General features: G+C 62.6%; 14 protein-coding genes. 5 read left to right on the forward strand and 9 right to left on the reverse strand.

Going from position 1 to position 15,159, the window contains the following annotated elements; translation table 11 throughout:
* The first annotated feature begins 5 nt into the window (after positions 1-5).
* Positions 6-983, forward strand: a complete 978-nt coding sequence (locus tag ACZ5AC_RS09705; protein WP_464247416.1) for a 2-hydroxyacid dehydrogenase — start codon at positions 6-8, stop codon at positions 981-983.
* 23 nt (positions 984-1,006) lie between these two features.
* On the forward strand, positions 1,007-2,365 hold the full coding sequence (locus ACZ5AC_RS09710) for a glycerate kinase type-2 family protein (RefSeq protein ID WP_464247417.1): 1,359 nt from the start codon (positions 1,007-1,009) through the stop codon (positions 2,363-2,365).
* A gap of 197 nt (positions 2,366-2,562) precedes the next feature.
* On the opposite strand, the gene ltrA is transcribed toward ACZ5AC_RS09710, so the two are convergent.
* The 8 genes from ltrA to ACZ5AC_RS09750 all read right to left on the reverse strand — a co-directional run bounded on the left by ltrA (position 2,563) and on the right by ACZ5AC_RS09750 (position 10,707).
* On the reverse strand, positions 2,563-3,819 hold the full coding sequence (ltrA, locus tag ACZ5AC_RS09715) for a group II intron reverse transcriptase/maturase (RefSeq protein ID WP_464247418.1): 1,257 nt from the start codon (positions 3,817-3,819) through the stop codon (positions 2,563-2,565).
* A gap of 598 nt (positions 3,820-4,417) precedes the next feature.
* On the reverse strand, positions 4,418-5,122 hold the full coding sequence (locus tag ACZ5AC_RS09720; RefSeq protein WP_459826460.1) for an ABC transporter ATP-binding protein: 705 nt from the start codon (positions 5,120-5,122) through the stop codon (positions 4,418-4,420).
* A complete protein-coding gene (locus tag ACZ5AC_RS09725; protein WP_464247419.1) occupies positions 5,115-5,894 on the reverse strand; it encodes an ABC transporter ATP-binding protein in 780 nt (259 codons plus the stop codon). The genes ACZ5AC_RS09720 and ACZ5AC_RS09725 overlap by 8 nt, the downstream gene beginning before the upstream one ends.
* The gene (locus ACZ5AC_RS09730; protein ID WP_464247420.1) at positions 5,891-6,928 is read right to left on the reverse strand and encodes a branched-chain amino acid ABC transporter permease; all 1,038 of its coding nucleotides are present in this window, start codon (positions 6,926-6,928) and stop codon (positions 5,891-5,893) included. Before ACZ5AC_RS09730 ends, ACZ5AC_RS09725 begins: the two co-directional genes overlap by 4 nt.
* On the reverse strand, positions 6,928-7,821 hold the full coding sequence (locus ACZ5AC_RS09735) for a branched-chain amino acid ABC transporter permease (protein WP_464247421.1): 894 nt from the start codon (positions 7,819-7,821) through the stop codon (positions 6,928-6,930). Before ACZ5AC_RS09735 ends, ACZ5AC_RS09730 begins: the two co-directional genes overlap by 1 nt.
* 75 nt (positions 7,822-7,896) lie before the next feature.
* Complete coding sequence (locus ACZ5AC_RS09740; RefSeq protein WP_464247422.1) at positions 7,897-9,036, reverse strand: ABC transporter substrate-binding protein; 1,140 nt, start codon at positions 9,034-9,036, stop codon at positions 7,897-7,899.
* Positions 9,037-9,210: 174 nt separating this feature from the next.
* Positions 9,211-9,978 carry an IclR family transcriptional regulator gene (locus tag ACZ5AC_RS09745; RefSeq protein WP_464247423.1) on the reverse strand — a complete coding sequence of 256 codons (768 nt, stop codon included), beginning with the start codon at positions 9,976-9,978 and terminating at the stop codon, positions 9,211-9,213.
* Between the two features lie 219 nt (positions 9,979-10,197).
* Positions 10,198-10,707, reverse strand: a complete 510-nt coding sequence (locus tag ACZ5AC_RS09750; protein WP_464247424.1) for a hypothetical protein — start codon at positions 10,705-10,707, stop codon at positions 10,198-10,200.
* A 552-nt stretch (positions 10,708-11,259) separates the two neighbouring features.
* Between ACZ5AC_RS09750 and ACZ5AC_RS09755 the strand changes: the two genes are divergently transcribed.
* On the forward strand, positions 11,260-12,615 hold the full coding sequence (locus tag ACZ5AC_RS09755; protein ID WP_464247425.1) for a transposase: 1,356 nt from the start codon (positions 11,260-11,262) through the stop codon (positions 12,613-12,615).
* Here the strand turns inward: ACZ5AC_RS09755 and ACZ5AC_RS09760 are convergent.
* Positions 12,509-13,381, reverse strand: a complete 873-nt coding sequence (locus ACZ5AC_RS09760; RefSeq protein WP_464247426.1) for a C1 family peptidase — start codon at positions 13,379-13,381, stop codon at positions 12,509-12,511. The two genes, ACZ5AC_RS09755 and ACZ5AC_RS09760, sit on opposite strands and share 107 nt — an antisense overlap.
* Positions 13,382-13,765: 384 nt before the next feature.
* On the opposite strand from ACZ5AC_RS09760, the gene ACZ5AC_RS09765 reads away from it, so the two are divergent.
* Both ACZ5AC_RS09765 and ACZ5AC_RS09770 read left to right on the forward strand, forming a co-directional pair.
* Positions 13,766-14,218, forward strand: coding sequence for an NfeD family protein (locus ACZ5AC_RS09765; RefSeq protein WP_464247427.1), 453 nt, complete (start codon positions 13,766-13,768; stop codon positions 14,216-14,218).
* A 16-nt stretch (positions 14,219-14,234) separates the two neighbouring features.
* On the forward strand, positions 14,235-15,095 hold the full coding sequence (locus tag ACZ5AC_RS09770) for an SPFH domain-containing protein (protein WP_464247428.1): 861 nt from the start codon (positions 14,235-14,237) through the stop codon (positions 15,093-15,095).
* The last annotated feature ends 64 nt before the right edge of the window (positions 15,096-15,159 follow it).

Here is a 15,159-nt window from a genome sequence, read left to right on the forward strand (position 1 = left end):
CCGACATGAGTCGCCCCAGAATCTTCGTCACCCGCCGCATACCCGAGGCCGGACTGACCCGGCTCCGCGCCAGCTTCGACGTCGTCGTCAACCTCGATGACCGGCCCCTGACCACGGAGGAGCTGCACCGCGGCATCGCCGACGCCGACGCCGTCATCGGCCTCCTGACCGACAGGATCGACGCCGCCTTCTTCGACGCCGCGCCGAACCTCAAGGGCTACGCCAACTACGCCGTGGGCTACGACAACATCGACGTGGCCGAGGCCACGCGCCGCGGCATCCCCGTGTCCAACACCCCCGACGTGCTGACCATGGCCACGGCCGAGCTGGCCTGGGCCCTGCTCTTCGCCGTGGCCCGCCGCGTGGTCGAGACCGACGCCGTCATGCGCTCGGGCGCCTGGACCGGCTGGGGCCCGCTGCAGTTCATCGGCGCCGACGTCAGCGGCCGGACCCTGGGCATCGTAGGCGCGGGGCGCATCGGCACGGCCATGGCCCGCATGTCCGCGGGCTTTGGCATGCGCGTCCTCTACACCAGCTCGTCGAGCCGCAACGAGGAGTTGGAGCGCGACCTCGGCGCCCGCCGGGTGGACTTCGACGAACTCCTGCGCGAGTCAGACTTCATCTCCATCCACACTCCCCTGCGCCCGTCCACGCGGCACCTCTTCAACGCCGACGCCTTCCGCCGGATGAAGAACACGGCCATCCTCATCAACACCGGCCGCGGTCCCGTGATCAAGGAGGACGACCTCGTGGCCGCCCTGCGCTCCGGGGAAATCGGCGGCGCGGGCCTCGACGTCTACGAGATGGAGCCTCGCATGGCCGAGGGGCTCAAGGACTGCCCCAACACCGTTCTGCTGCCCCACATCGGCTCGGCCACGCACTCGACCCGCGACAACATGGCCCTGCTGGCGGCCGAGAACATCGAGGCCATGCTCGCCGGGACGAAGCCGCCGACCATCCTGAACCCCGAAGTCCTGAAGTGACGCAGGCCAAGGAGAATACCGCCATGAACGATCCCCTTCTCCACGCCGAGCGGATCTTCCGCGCCGGCCTCGACCGCGTAGACCCCCTGAAGATGATGCAGCGCGTCCTGTCCCTGGATGGGGACACCCTGCGCGTCACCACGGAATCGCAGTCCTTCGAGTACGACCTCGCCCGCTACCGGCGCATCCTCGTTCTCGGCGCGGGCAAGGCCTCGGCGCGCATGGCTCTGGGGCTCGAAAAGCTTCTGGGCGAGCGCATCGCCGACGGCATAGTGGCCGTGAAGGAAGGCCACCTCGAACTCCTGGACCGCATCCGGCTCGTGGAGGCCTCCCATCCCGTGCCCGACGAGCGCAGCGCCGCCGCGGCCGAGGCCGTCCTGGATCTGGCTCGCACGGCCGAACCCGGCGACCTCGTCTTCGTCCTCGTCTCGGGCGGGGGCTCGGCCATTCTCGCCGCCCCCTGGAGCGAAAACGGCCGCAGCCTGACCCTGGAGGACAAGCAGGCCGTGACCAAGTCCCTGCTGGCCTGCGGCGCGACCATCCAGGAGATCAACTGCGTGCGCAAGAAGCTCTCGAACATCAAGGGCGGACGCCTGGCCCGGGCCCTGGCGCGGGCCGAGTTCCTGAGCCTTATCCTGTCCGACGTCATCGGCGACGACCTGGACGCCATCGCCAGCGGCCTGACCGTGCCCGACGGGACCACCTGCGTCGAGGCAAACGGCATCATCGAACGCTACGGCCTGGCCGGCAAACTCCCGCCCGCAGCCGAATCCCTGCTGCGCGACGTCGCACTGGGCGTTATCGCGGACACGCCCAAGGCCGACGACCCGGCCTTCGCCAATTCGCGCACGGTGCTCATCGGCACCAACCATCAGGCCCTGCTGGCCGCCCGCGACAAGGCCCGGGAACTGGGCTACAACACCCTGCTCCTGACCTCGCACCTGACCGGCGAAGCCCGCGAGATGGCTCACCTCTTCCTCGGCATCGCCAAGGACATCACGGCCCACGGCCTGCCCGTGGAGCGCCCAGCCTGCGTCATCGCCGGCGGCGAGACCACCGTCACCCTGCGCGGCGGCGGCAAGGGCGGCCGCAACCAGGAGATGGCCCTGGCCTACCTGGCGGCCTACGCCCGCTCGCCCAAGGACGCAGGGGCGGCTGTCTTCCTGGCCGCCTCCACCGACGGCAGCGACGGCCCCACCGACGCCACCGGCGCCTTCGCCTCCCCGGCCATCCTGGAACACGGCCGCGATCTGGGCCTGGAACCGGCCCGCTTCCTGGCCGAAAACGACGCCTACCACTACTTCGAACAGCTGGGGCAGCTGCTGAAGACCGGGCCGACGAATACGAATGTGTGTGATATCAAGGTGCTGCTGGTGCCTTAGGGGAATGGACGAGATGGACTTCATGGACCAGATGGACTGACACGGACAAAAGGCACAACGCCCTCATGGTCCGTGTTCGTCCATAAAGTCCATCTCGTCCATTCAGTCCACCCAGCCCCCTCCCCCATCGGGTAGGAGGCGGGGTCACCCCCGCCGTCCTCCCACACCACCGTACGTACGGTTCCGTATACGGCGGTTCATGCAACACATTGAAGTTTCCGGTAATGATCCAGCAGCGACACGAGTCCTAGTTTGTCGAAGTACTTCTTGGGATAGGCCTCGTTCATGTGCGAGGCCCCCGAGTTCCACCATGGTCCGCGACCGTTCATGGCGGATTTCAGTGCGCGGTCCTTGTTCATGCCCCTTTGCATCAGATTTCTGGCCCGGGTGTAGACCCGCTTCCACTGACGCCAAAGAATCAAACGCAGACGACGCCGTACCCACCCGTCAAGTTCCTCGAACACGTTCTTCACTTCAGCCAGCTTGAAGTAGTTCACCCAACCCCGCAGTTTCAGCGAGAGGATGTCGATCACCGCTTGCAGGGATCGACCGCGTCCCTTGCGGCATTCTTCGCGTACCGAGGCTTTCAACCGGGCAACGACCGCAGGGGCCACTTTCAGCCGAGGCTGTTTGTGAAACGTCATGCTATAACCCAGGAACTTGCGGTTCCAGGGGCGGTCCACCGCGCTCTTGGCGGCGTTCACCTGGAGCTTCAGCCGGGTTTGCAGATACCGGCTGACCGAGGCCATGACGCGCTCCCCCGAGCGGTGAGTGCGCACATAGATGTTGCAGTCATCCGCGTACCGGCAGAACGCATGACCTCGGTGTTCGAGTTCCTTGTCCAGATCGTCCAGCAGGATGTTCGACAACAGCGGAGAGAGCGGCCCTCCTTGCGGAGTACCCTCTGACCGCTGACTGCACAGTCCGCCCTTCATCAGCCCCGCTTGCAGGAATCGGCGGATGAGGCCGAGCACCCGCTTGTCCCCGATCTTGCGCCCCACGCGTGCCATCAGCACGTCATGGTTCACGCGGTCGAAGAACTTCTCCAGATCCATATCCACCACGAATCGTTTGCCGGCGGCGACATGCTCCCGTGCCTTCTGCACGGCCTGATGCGCGCTTCTACCGGGACGGAACCCGTAGCTTGAATCGGAGAAGCCGGGATTGAAGATCGGCGTGAGCACCTGATGCAGCGCCTGCTGGATCAGACGGTCCATGGCTGTGGGGATACCCAGTTCCCGAGTTCCGCCGCCGGGCTTGGGGATCTCCACCCCCAGAACCGGTTGCGGTTCGTAGCTCCCGTCCAGAAGTGACTTCTCGATATGAGGACCGTAGTACCCCCAAACGTCCTCGACACGCATGCCGTCGACGCCGGGGACACCCTTGTTGCTGCGCACACGCTTTGCCGCGGCGCGCATGTTCTCGCGCTCGACCACCGCTTCCATCACGTCCATAGCCTTCGGCCAGGAGTGCCCCGTCCTTCCCGTGACCACATCCGCACCACAGGCCTGCTCTCGGGGATTCCGTCCCCTACCCTCGGTCATGGCGGCAGAATGTCTCTGCCCTTCTGCGTTACTGCTGGTCATCGAAATTCCGGCTCCTGTCCCATGTTACATGTTCGGTCCTTCAGTCCGGTCGAGGGACCTACTATGACCTCTGCTGACTTCTGGGCGCTCATCCCCGCGCCTCTCGACGCGGGTAGCACATGGCAAACGCCCAGATCTCCCCGGGTAATGCACACCCACCTTCCCCCTTATGCCCGCCGCATGTACGTCCGCGCCTTCCGTACAGGTATCGGACTTTGAAGATAATGGCCTTCTTATCCAGCGCGGCCGCCTCATATGCGGTTTCTGTTCGTCGAGCCAGGATTTTGCCTGCGGCTTCCTTCAGATTCCACCTCGCGGTGGACACCCTTGCCGTCCGGCTAACGCTTCCCCCTGTCGGGTGCGTAGAGGACTTTCACCTCCAAGTGGGTGCGCCCTGCCGGGCGCACCACAAAAAAAGGCAGGCCCCCTCGGACCTGCCCTTCTTCTTTCCAGCGCTCTCCCGCCGTCATCCGCCCAGATAGGCGTGGATGACGCGCTCGTCGTTCAGGAGTTCCTCGCCCGTGCCCTGCAGCACGATGCTGCCGGTTTCGAGCACGTAGGCGTAGTGCGCCACCTTCAGAGCGGCGAAGGCGTTCTGTTCAACCAGAAGGACCGTCTTGCCCTGGGCGTTGATGACCTTGATGATCTCGAAGACGTCCTTGACCAGGAGCGGCGCCAGGCCCAGGGACGGCTCGTCGAGCATGACCACGTCGGGCGAGCTCATGAGCGCCCGGGCCACGGCCAGCATCTGCTGTTCACCGCCCGAGAGGGTGCCGCCCTTCTGGTTCTGGCGCTCGCGCATGCGCGGGAAGAGGTCGAAGACCCACTCCTTGTCCTTCTCAATACCATCCTTATCGCTGCGGCTGTAGGCGCCCAGGTACAGGTTCTCGGTCACCGAGAGGTGCGGGAAGATGCGCCGCCCTTCCGGGGACATGACGATGCCGCTCTTGACGATCTCCACCGGGTCGAGCGTCGTGATGTCTCGGTCGTTGTAGGTGATTCTGCCCTTCTTGTTCTTGATGAGGCCCGAGATGGCCCGCAGGGTGCTGCTCTTGCCCGCGCCGTTGGCGCCGATGAGGGTCACGACCTTGCCCTTGGGCGCCTCCAGGGAGATGCCCTTCAGGGCGTGGATGCCCCCGTAATATACATGCAGGTCGCTGATCTTAAGCATATTTCACGTACTCCTCACCCAGATAGGCCTCGATGACCTTGGGGTTGGACTGGATGGCTTCGGGCCCGCCCTCGGCGATGGTCACGCCGTAGTCGAGGACCCACATGTGCTCGCACACGCCCATGACCACCTTCATGTCGTGCTCGATGAGCAGAATCGTCAGGTTGAAGCGGGTGCGGATGGTGCGGATGAAATCCATCAGTTCCAGGGACTCCTGGGGGTTCATGCCCGCGGCGGGCTCGTCCAGCAGCAGGAAGCGCGGCTTCGTGGCCAGGGCGCGGGCGATCTCCAGGCGGCGCTGGGCGCCGTAGGGCAGGCTGTTGGCCTTCTCCTGGGCGATGCCGGCCAGGCCCACGACGTCGAGCAGTTCCATGGACCGGTCGCGGATCTCGCGCTCCTCGCGCAGGGACATGGGCGTCATGAGCACCGACTGGATCCACCCCGTGCGCTGGCGCACGAAGCTGCCGATCATGACGTTCTCGATGGCCGTTTCGTTGCCGAAGAGACGGATGTTCTGGAAGGTGCGCGCGATGCCCGCGCGGCAGACCTGATGCGGCGACATGCCGGTCAGTTCGCGGCCCTCGAAGAAGACCTGCCCTTCGGTGGGCTTGTAGAAGCCCGTGACCATGTTGAAGCAGGTTGTCTTGCCCGCGCCGTTGGGGCCGATGAGGCCCGTGATGCTGCCCTGGGGGATGCTCGCGCTGAATTCCGAGACGGCGACCAGGCCGCCGAAACGCATGGTCAGCCCTTTGGTTTCGAGAATCATGCTCATGCCTTGCCTCCCTTCATGAACCGGGCCACGGTGCCCCAGTGGATTTCACGCATGCCCATGATCCCTTCGCGGCGGAAGAGGATGACGAGGATGAGCACCAGGGAGAAGACGACCATGCGCATGCCGGGAATGCCGGGCAGGGTCCAGTCGCCGATGGTCACGGGGTTCTCCACGAAGCGCAGCCACTCCAGCATGACGGTGATGCCCGTGCCGGCCAGGATGGAACCGGTGATGGAACCCAGGCCACCGGTGACGACGATCATGAGCACGTTGAAGGTCAGGGTGAAGAGGAACATCTTGGGATCGATGGTGGTCAGGAGGCTGGCCAGCAATGCCCCGCCCACCCCGGCGAAGAACGCGCCGATGGTGAAGGACAGGAGCTTGATGCGGAAGACGTCGATGCCCATGGCCTTGGCCGCGGTCTCGTCGTCGCGGATGGCCTTGAAGACGTTGCCCGTGTTGCTGTTCAGGATGCGGATCACGAAGTAGAGTGTCAGCAGGCACCATCCGTAGTTCCACCAAAGGTTGGCGTGGTCAGGGATGCCCTTGAAACCCAGCGCGCCGTTGGTCACGCGGGGGATGTTGTTGGCGATGACGCGCACGATCTCGGCGAAGCCCAGGGTGGCTATGCCCAGGTAGTCGTCGCCCAGGCGCAGGAGCGGCGCGCCGATGACCAGCCCGAAGAGGGCCGCCACGGCCCCGCCGGCGATCACCGCGACCAGGAACGGCGCGTGGGAGTTCTGCACCCAGGGCAGGGCCTCCTGCAGGATGAAGAGCGTCTCCTTCTGCTCCGGCGTCATGATGAGGATGGAACAGACATAGGCGCCGATGGCCATGAAGCCGGCGTGCCCGAGGCTGAACATGCCCGTGAAGCCGTAGATGAGGTTCAGGGACAGGGCCAGGATGATGTTCACGGCGATGAGGTTCAGGATCTGGATCTTGTAGCCGTCGAGGCTGCCTTCGGCCCACCACAGGAAAAGTCCCAGACAGCCGACCAGGACGAGGTTGAGCAGTATTGTCGTAGAGCGGTTCATCAGACCTTGTCCTCCGTCTTGACGCCCAGCAGGCCGGTCGGTTTGACCAGCAGGATGGCGATCAGCAGGACAAAGGCGAAGGCGTCGCGGTATCCTGCCAGATCAGGGAAAAATGCCACGGTCATGATTTCGATGAAACCCAGGGCCAGGCCGCCGATTACGGCACCCTGGATGGAGCCGATGCCCCCGAAAACGGCCGCGATGAAGGCCTTGAAGCCGGGGATGGCGCCCATGATGGGCTGCAGCTGCGGGTACCGCAGGGCCCACATGATGCCGCTGGCCGCGGCCAGGGCCGAGCCGATGCCGAACGTCAGGGCGATGACCTTGTTCACGGACACGCCCATGAGGTAGCTCGTCTCGATGTCCTTGCTGATGGCGCGCATGCCCAGACCCGCCTTGGTGTGGTACACGATGTAGACCAGGGCCAGCATGAGGAAGAGCGAGAGCAGCGGCACGAAGAGGGTCAGGGGCAGGACGCGCACGTCGCCCCAGATCATGGGGTTCTCCAGCCAGGCCGGACGGTAGACCTGCCGGGGGATGGCCTGGAAAAAGACGATGGCCACGTTCTGCAGAAAAAAGGAGACGCCGATGGCGCTGATCAGGGCCGAGATGCGGGGCGCGTCGCGCAGCGGACGGTAGGCGATGCGGTCCACCAGGATGCCGATCCCCGCGACCAGGATGATGGATGCGACCATGGCCACAGGCCAGGGCAGATGGAAAAGCGTGATGCCCCAGAACACGAGATAGGCACCGAGCATGAAGATCTCGCTGTGGGCGAAGTTGATCAGCCGCAGGATGCCGTAGACCATGGTGTAGCCGATGGCGATGAGCGCATACAGACTGCCGAGGGTCAGGCTGTTCAGGAAATGCTGGATGAATGTTGCCAGGTTCATGGAAGGTCCTTTTCTGATGGGCGGCAGGGGCCCAGGCCCCTGCCGCCGCCGCGCCCGGGGCGCGAAATCAGAGGATTAGAGTTCGGGAGTGATGCTGCCGACGTAGGTCTTCTTGCCATCCTTGATCATGACCAGACCGACGGGCTTTTCGGCGTCGTGGGTCTCGTTGATGGTGGTGGTGCCCGTCACGCCGACGAAGCCCTTGGTGGCGGCCAGGGCGTCGCGGATGGCCTGGGGCTCGGCGGAGCCGGCGCGCTTGATGGCGTCCATGATGATCATGTAGGCGTCATAGCCCAGGGCGGCGTTGACGTTGGGGTCCTTGCCGGGGTTGGCGGCGGCCCAGTCGGCCGTGAACTTCTTGGCCACGGGGTTCATGTCGGGCATGGACGGATCGTAGGGGAAGGTCGTGTGCATGAAACCTTCCACGGCGTCGCCGCCGATGGCGGTGATTTCGGGGTTGTCCATGGCGTCGCCGCCCATGATCTTGAACTTGGAGCCCAGTTCCTTGGCCTGCTTCATGATGATGGCGCCTTCGGCGAAGTAGGAGGGGATGAACAGGACGTCAGGTTCCTTGGACATGATTTCCTGCAACTGGGCGGTGAAATCCTGGTCGCCGGACTGGTAGTTCAGGGTGGCCACGATCTCGCCGCCCATCTTGTTGAAAGACTTCTTGAAGAAGTTGGCCAGACCCACGGAGTAGTCGTTGGCCACGTCGATCAGCAGGGCGGCCTTCTTGGCGCCCAGGTCCTTGAAGGCGTAGGTGGCTGCGCCGGCGCCCTGGAAGGGGTCGATGAAGCACACGCGGAAGATGTACTTCTTGCCCTGGGTGACCAGCGGGTTGGTGCAGCTGGTGCCGACCTGGGGGATGCCGGCCTTTTCAGACACTTCACCGCCGGCCATGGCCAGAGAGGAGCCGTAGGTACCGATGATGGCCTGGACTTTTTCCTTTTCGATCAGGCGCTTGACCGCGTTGGCGGACTCGACCTTGTCGGACTTGTTGTCAACGACGAACAGTTCGACCTTCTTGCCCATGACCTCGCCCATTTCCTTGTGGGCCATCTGCACGCCTTCCAGTTCCAGCTGGCCGCCGAAGGCGTTCTGGCCGGTCAGGGGAAGAAACACGCCGATGCGGACGGTGTCGTCGGCAGCCACGGACATGCCGGCGAAGCCGCAGACCATGGCCAGAACCAGAGACAGGACTACAAGTCTTTTCATCTCAAACTCCTCCAGTGAATGTTGAAATCCGACATGCCTCGCAGGGCGGTACCGGCGCCTCTGCGGCGACGGACACAGCGAGTCTGCCATGGGAACGGAAGCACAACGCCCCGGCCCCTTTTCTCCCCATCCGGACGAACCCCGCGGGGTTCCTGCACAGCAATAATCCTTTTCCTACCAGGACACCACTGCGGAAATCTTCTTGGCCAGCTCCACGAGGTAGCCGGCGAAACGCTTCTCGAACTCCTCCATGGAATATCGGTCCGTGGAGGAGTCGAAGCTGACCCCGCCCACCACCTTGCCCGTGCGCAGGCTGTACAGGGGGGCGCCGATGGCGATGAGCCCGGGCACGAACTCCTCCCGGTTGCGCGTGTAGCCGCGTTCGGCGGATTCGCGCAGGTCGGCCAGCAGGGCCTCGCGCGACGTCACCGTCTTGTCGGTCTTGGGCGTGAACTCCAGCCGGCCCGCGAGGGCGGCGAGTTCATCCTGGTCCATGAAGGCCATGGCCGCCTTGCCCGCAGCCAGATAGTAGGGCTCCGAGCCGTAGCTGAAGGAGCGGAAGGCCTTGGTGTCCTGGGACTCGCGGCGGTAGATGAGGTAGATGGCGTCGCCGGACAGGATGCCCACGTCGATGTGCACGCCGTGTCGCTCGTGGGCGGCGTCGACCTGGGTCTTGACGGCGCGCTCCAGCTCGCTCTTTTCGAGCATGGCGTGGGCCAGGGCCAGCATGCGAACGCCCAGGCGGTAGAGGCCCGTGCGGTCGTCGCGCTTCAGGAAGCCGAGCTCGCAGAACGTGTTGACGTATCTGTAGATGGAAGTCTTGTTGATGCCGGTGCGGCGGGAAATCTGGGACAGGGTGTAACCGACGTCGTCATCGCCGAAAATATCGAGGATCCAGAGGCCCTTGGCCAATGTTTCGGAACTGTTGTCCTTGCCTGCCATGGATTTCCCGTTTGACGCCGCAAATTCGCTGAAAGAAGGACCCAGCTGGATAACGGACGACTCGTTCCGCTGAGCGAACTCATAATTTGTATCGCGAAACGGGTAGTAAAAAAAAAGGTCGATTGTCAATATGAACTCACGACCGTTGATGGGGCTGGATATCCGACGGCTTCTCAAGGCGGCAAGACGGCATGGAATGAAAGCACGGTTTTTGCGACGCTACGTTCGCATCGCGCTGACCGCACCCGCCTCAACCCGCGCCCTCTCGGCCAGGGCGCGGGCCGAATCGGTATCCGCCCTTTCCCTGCGTGATCTTGCCTCGGCCAGGTCCGCCTCGGTTCTGGCCCTGTTGGCCTCGATCAGGCCTACGCGGGCGTCGCGGCCGAAGTGCAGGACACCCTGAAACAGCGTGATGGCCGCCGCGCTTCCGCCGGCGACCACCGCGGCGGTGATCAGAATGCCAACCTGGGTCGGCTGGATCGACCCGTCGGACGCGGGAAACAGACGGGACAGCACATCGAAGTCGACGTGCCGGCACGTGTACCAAGCGACCAGAAAGGCGACGGGACTCTTGAGGCCCTCTATCCGCTCGGAAGCCTTGCGAAACCAGTGGTATTCGAACACGAGCGCCAGGGCGCGCTCCAGGAGCAAGGCCAGGGCGACGAGCAGCGCCAGTGCGCCGCTGACGTCAAGCAGTCGCGCATAGGCCGCGTCGGGTGCGGACAGCATGTACACCTCCGTTCGCTTCACGTATCCGGCTTAACCCGGTCCTGTCCGGCACGAACATGCCGGACGTCAAGACGCCTCACATGACCACGCCGTAGAGTTCCGTGAACGCCTCCCGTGCATAGCAGCGTGTTGAAAAATACCATCCGACGCCAGAGCCCAAAATTGACATGCCCGTCATCCTGGCCGTAATCGGTTTTGAGAATGCCATGTAATCATCAGAATAATTTCTCTAAGAGGTTTGGTCATGTCAGAACTCATATGTTATTGTTTTAGCTACACAACAGATGATATCGAACAGAATGTTCTTCAAAACGGGAAATCTACCATTCTTGAACGCATTATGAATAAAAAAAAGAATGGTGGGTGCCATTGTGCTGAAAAGAACCCGAAAGGCCACTGATGTCTTTCAGACGTTCGCCAGTTGGTGGACAAAATTTTAAACAAGACAAGCATTATACCAAGTTTTAACAAATAATTTTTTGATACATGAGACTGTTTATGTATTGAAAAATCCTCGAAAATATAGGAGGTTGCCATGAACAAGGAGCTGCTATGGGACTTGGCAACCAAGGTGATGATCAGAGTCAGGTGTTTGTCATGTGTGCGGATTTACCGCGCTCGCCTGGACACGTTTTTTATGACCGCTTGCAGTCGGTCTTGATCAAGGGCGGCTTTGACCGCTTTGTCGAGAAGCTTTGTGAACCGTATTATGCGTCCGGTCCTGGCAGGAAATCCATTCCTCCAGGTCGATATTTCAGGATGCACTTGGTTGGCTATTTCGAAGGTATTGAGAGCGAGCGCGGGCTTGAGTGGCGATGTTCCGACTCTTTGTCGCTGCGAAAGTTTTTGCGACTCTCCCTGACCCAGAGGGTACCGGATCACTCCAGCCTGAGCAGAATCCGGCAGCGTCTGCCCCTGGAAGTCCATCAGGAAGTATTCGGATGGGTGTTGCAGGCACTGACCAAGTCCGGCTTGGTAGTCGGCGAACGCCTCGGCATCGACGCCTCGACCATGGAAGCCAACGCGGCCATGCGTTCGATCGTGCGCCGGGATACGGGCGAAACGTACCAGCAAATGCTTGAGCGCATTGCCAAGGACAGCGGAATCAAGACGCCGACCCGTGAAGAGTTGGCCCGCATGGATCGCAAGCGCAAGGGAAAGAAGCTTTCGAACAAGGACTGGAAATCGGAGAGCGATGAGGACGCGCGGATCACCAAAATGAAGGACGGGCGCACCCACCTCGCCTACAAGCCTGAGCACGCCGTGGACTTGGACACAGGAGCGATTGTCTCCGCCGACATCCACAAGGCCGACCAGGGGGACACGACAACGATCGGCAAGACGCTGGAATCAGCCCGGAAGAATCTCTCCGACGTTGGCTGCACGCCGATAACCACGGCCCCCACAGAGGTCATTGCAGACAAGGGCTACCATTCTCGGGAAGTAGTGAAAGAACTGGATGGCGGAGTCTGGAAGACAAGGATCGCCGAGCCGAAGGCGAACGGGCTGTTCAACTGGAGAGGTGACCATGAGGCGCGACGTGCCATTTACAACAACCGCGCTCGGCTGAAGTCATCCAAAGGGCACGAGTTGGCAAAGCGAAGAACGGAGTTGGTCGAGCGAAGTTTCCAGCATGTGCTCGATCGTGGAGGAATGCGGCGAACGCATCTTCGCGGGCAGGAAAACGTCCACAAACGATACCTGCTGTGCGTGGCCGGATTCAATCTCGGCCTGCTGATGCGCAAGTTGATAGGTTTCGGGACCCCGAAGGGGTATTTTTACCTCGATTCTGCGCAAATTTTCATTTTTGCTTGGGGACGGATGGTCGTTTCCATGATTTTTGTCGAACTGAAGAGCGAAACCGGCGAAAAATTCGTCGGAGCACAGATTTCCGTCGAACGGTGTTGATCATTAATAAAGCAACGGGCTGATAGGCGTCGGAAGCGTAGCCGAAGCCGTGGTCGCCCCATCTCTCGCCCCAGGTGTTGCGGACGACGAAACCCTCGCGGTCGTAGCCGACGAGGGCCACAGCATGCCCGCCGCGCGCCGTGTCGGCCCGATAGGCTTCGAGCCTCCCCTTGTTCTCCGTGGCCCGGTACCACGTTTCGTCAACGTTCAGACGGGTCAGGATGGGCCCGTTGAAGGCGATCCACTCCCTCCACATGCGCGGGTCCGTACCCAGGGAAAAATAGCAGGATATCTTGAAACGTGCGGCCAGGGCGTAGAAGGAGTTGGGACGGCCCTGAAAGAGGGACGCCTCGCCGAACGGCAGAACGGACTCGGGCACCGCGCCGAACTTGCGGACGATGTCCAGGGCCGTCTTGATGCTGGTCCCGGCGATCTCGATGAACGTGGTCGGGAAGGACGTGTACTCGTCGACCTCTTTGGCAGCCATCCAGAGATACCGGGCTGAAAGCCTCTCGAAATCGGGCAGCAGGCCCGCCTTGACGAAATGCCATCTGAGCACGGAATTGGCCGCCGCCCACCCGACGCAGGACCCCGTCTCGCCCTGATCGTCCACCCCCCACCACAGCGGTTCACGCAGGTCCCTGGATTCGGGCAGGGGCTGCTCCATGTCCGTCAGGTCCGCTCCCGCGGCGTCCTCGAAAGTCCAATCCGATGACGTGTTCCGGGATGGTATGCAGTTGAGTATGCGCGTTCTGAATTCAGCCACGGCTCCCTCCTTCGTATCATTTTCTTATTAAGAATAAGAAGTTGAGCGCGGAAAGTGAATCCGAGAACTCTTGTATATTGAAATTGCGGACACTACATATTTTACATGATTTCCAGCAGCAGGAGAGTTGTGTCCGTGCGGGATGCACACGCAGGGCTAACACGGCCACGACACTCGTCCGCCGGGATTGCGAACCGAAAGAGAGTGACTACCAAGACGCGTACGAGCGGAAACGAGCCGTACGGGCCGGCCCTCGACCGGGAGGAAGGGAAAGTCGGGCGACCCGGCCGGGAGAACGGCGGCGAAGCGCTCCTGGATTTACGTGCCCGACCCTGATAGCTAGACACAGCAGACGGCGAACACTTACTCCCCGCAGGAGAAACCATGGACCTTCAGTACTGGCATTGGCTTGTTTTCGGCATGATTCTCATCATTGCCGAGCTCTTCATCCCCAGCTTCACCATCTTCTGGTTCGGCCTGGGTGCCTTGGCGGTCGGGGGACTCCTGTGGGTCGTCCCGGCCATGGGGCTGACGGCTCAACTTCTGCTCTGGGCGCTGTTCTCGGCCCTGCTGACGGCCTTCTGGTTCCTCTTCATGAAGCCGCGCATGCAGGACAAGACCCGCGCCGGCATGTCCCGGGAGGCCCTGCTGGGCGAGACCGGCCAGGTCATCCGGGAGCCCGACGGCGAACGGCGGGGCCTCGTCCGCTTTTCCAAGCCCCTCCTCGGTTCTGACGAATGGTCCTTCATCTGCGACGAGCCCGTGCGCGTCGGCGACCGAGTCCAGATCCGCGACGTCTCGGGGAACACCCTCATCGTCGCCACGAAAAACAAGTAAGCCAAGGAGACTCCCCATGCTGACCCCAGGCCTCACCGTTGTCCTTTTTCTGCTCGTGCTCGTCATCGTGACCATCGCCATGGGCGTGCGCCTCGTGCCCCAGGGCTACAAGTTCGTGGTCCAGCGCCTGGGCAAGTACCACTCCACCCTGGGCCCGGGCCTGAACATCATCATCCCCTACATGGACACCGTGGCCTTCAAGGTGACCACCAAGGACATCGTCCTGGACATCCCGTCCCAGGACGTCATCACCCGCGACAACGCCGTCATCATCACCAACGCCGTGGCCTACATCAACATCGTCTCGCCCGAGAAGGCCGTCTACGGCGTCGAGGACTACCGCATCGCCATCCAGACCCTGGTCCAGACATCGCTCAGGTCCATCGTGGGCGAGATGGATCTGGACGACGCCCTGGCCTCGCGCGACATGATCAAGTCCAAACTCAAGGAGGCCATCTCCGACGACATCTCCGACTGGGGCATCATGCTCAAGACCGTGGAGATCCAGGACATCAACCCGTCTCAGACCATGCAGCGGGCCATGGAGGAACAGGCCTCGGCCGAGCGCGCCCGCCGCGCCACCGTGACAAGGGCCGAGGGCGAGAAGACCGCCGCCATCCTGCAGGCCGACGGCCGCCTGGAAGCCTCCAAGCGCGACGCCCAGGCCAAGGTCGTCCTGGCCGAGGCCGACCGCGCGGCCATCGAGAAGGTGGCCGAGGCGGCCAAGCAGGGCGAGCTGCCTCTGGTCTTCCTGCTGGGCCAGCGCTACGTGGACTCCATGCGCAAGATGGCCGAGACGGACAACGCCAAGGTCGTGATCCTGCCCGCCGACCTGCCCGCCGCCGTGCGCGGCATCATGGGGACGCTGGGCAAATAGCCGCCTGCCCTCCTCTTCCGACCTGAAAAGGCGCGACCGGTTCCCCCGGCCGCGCCTTTTGTTG

Source organism: Desulfomicrobium aestuarii, from assembly GCF_055385525.1.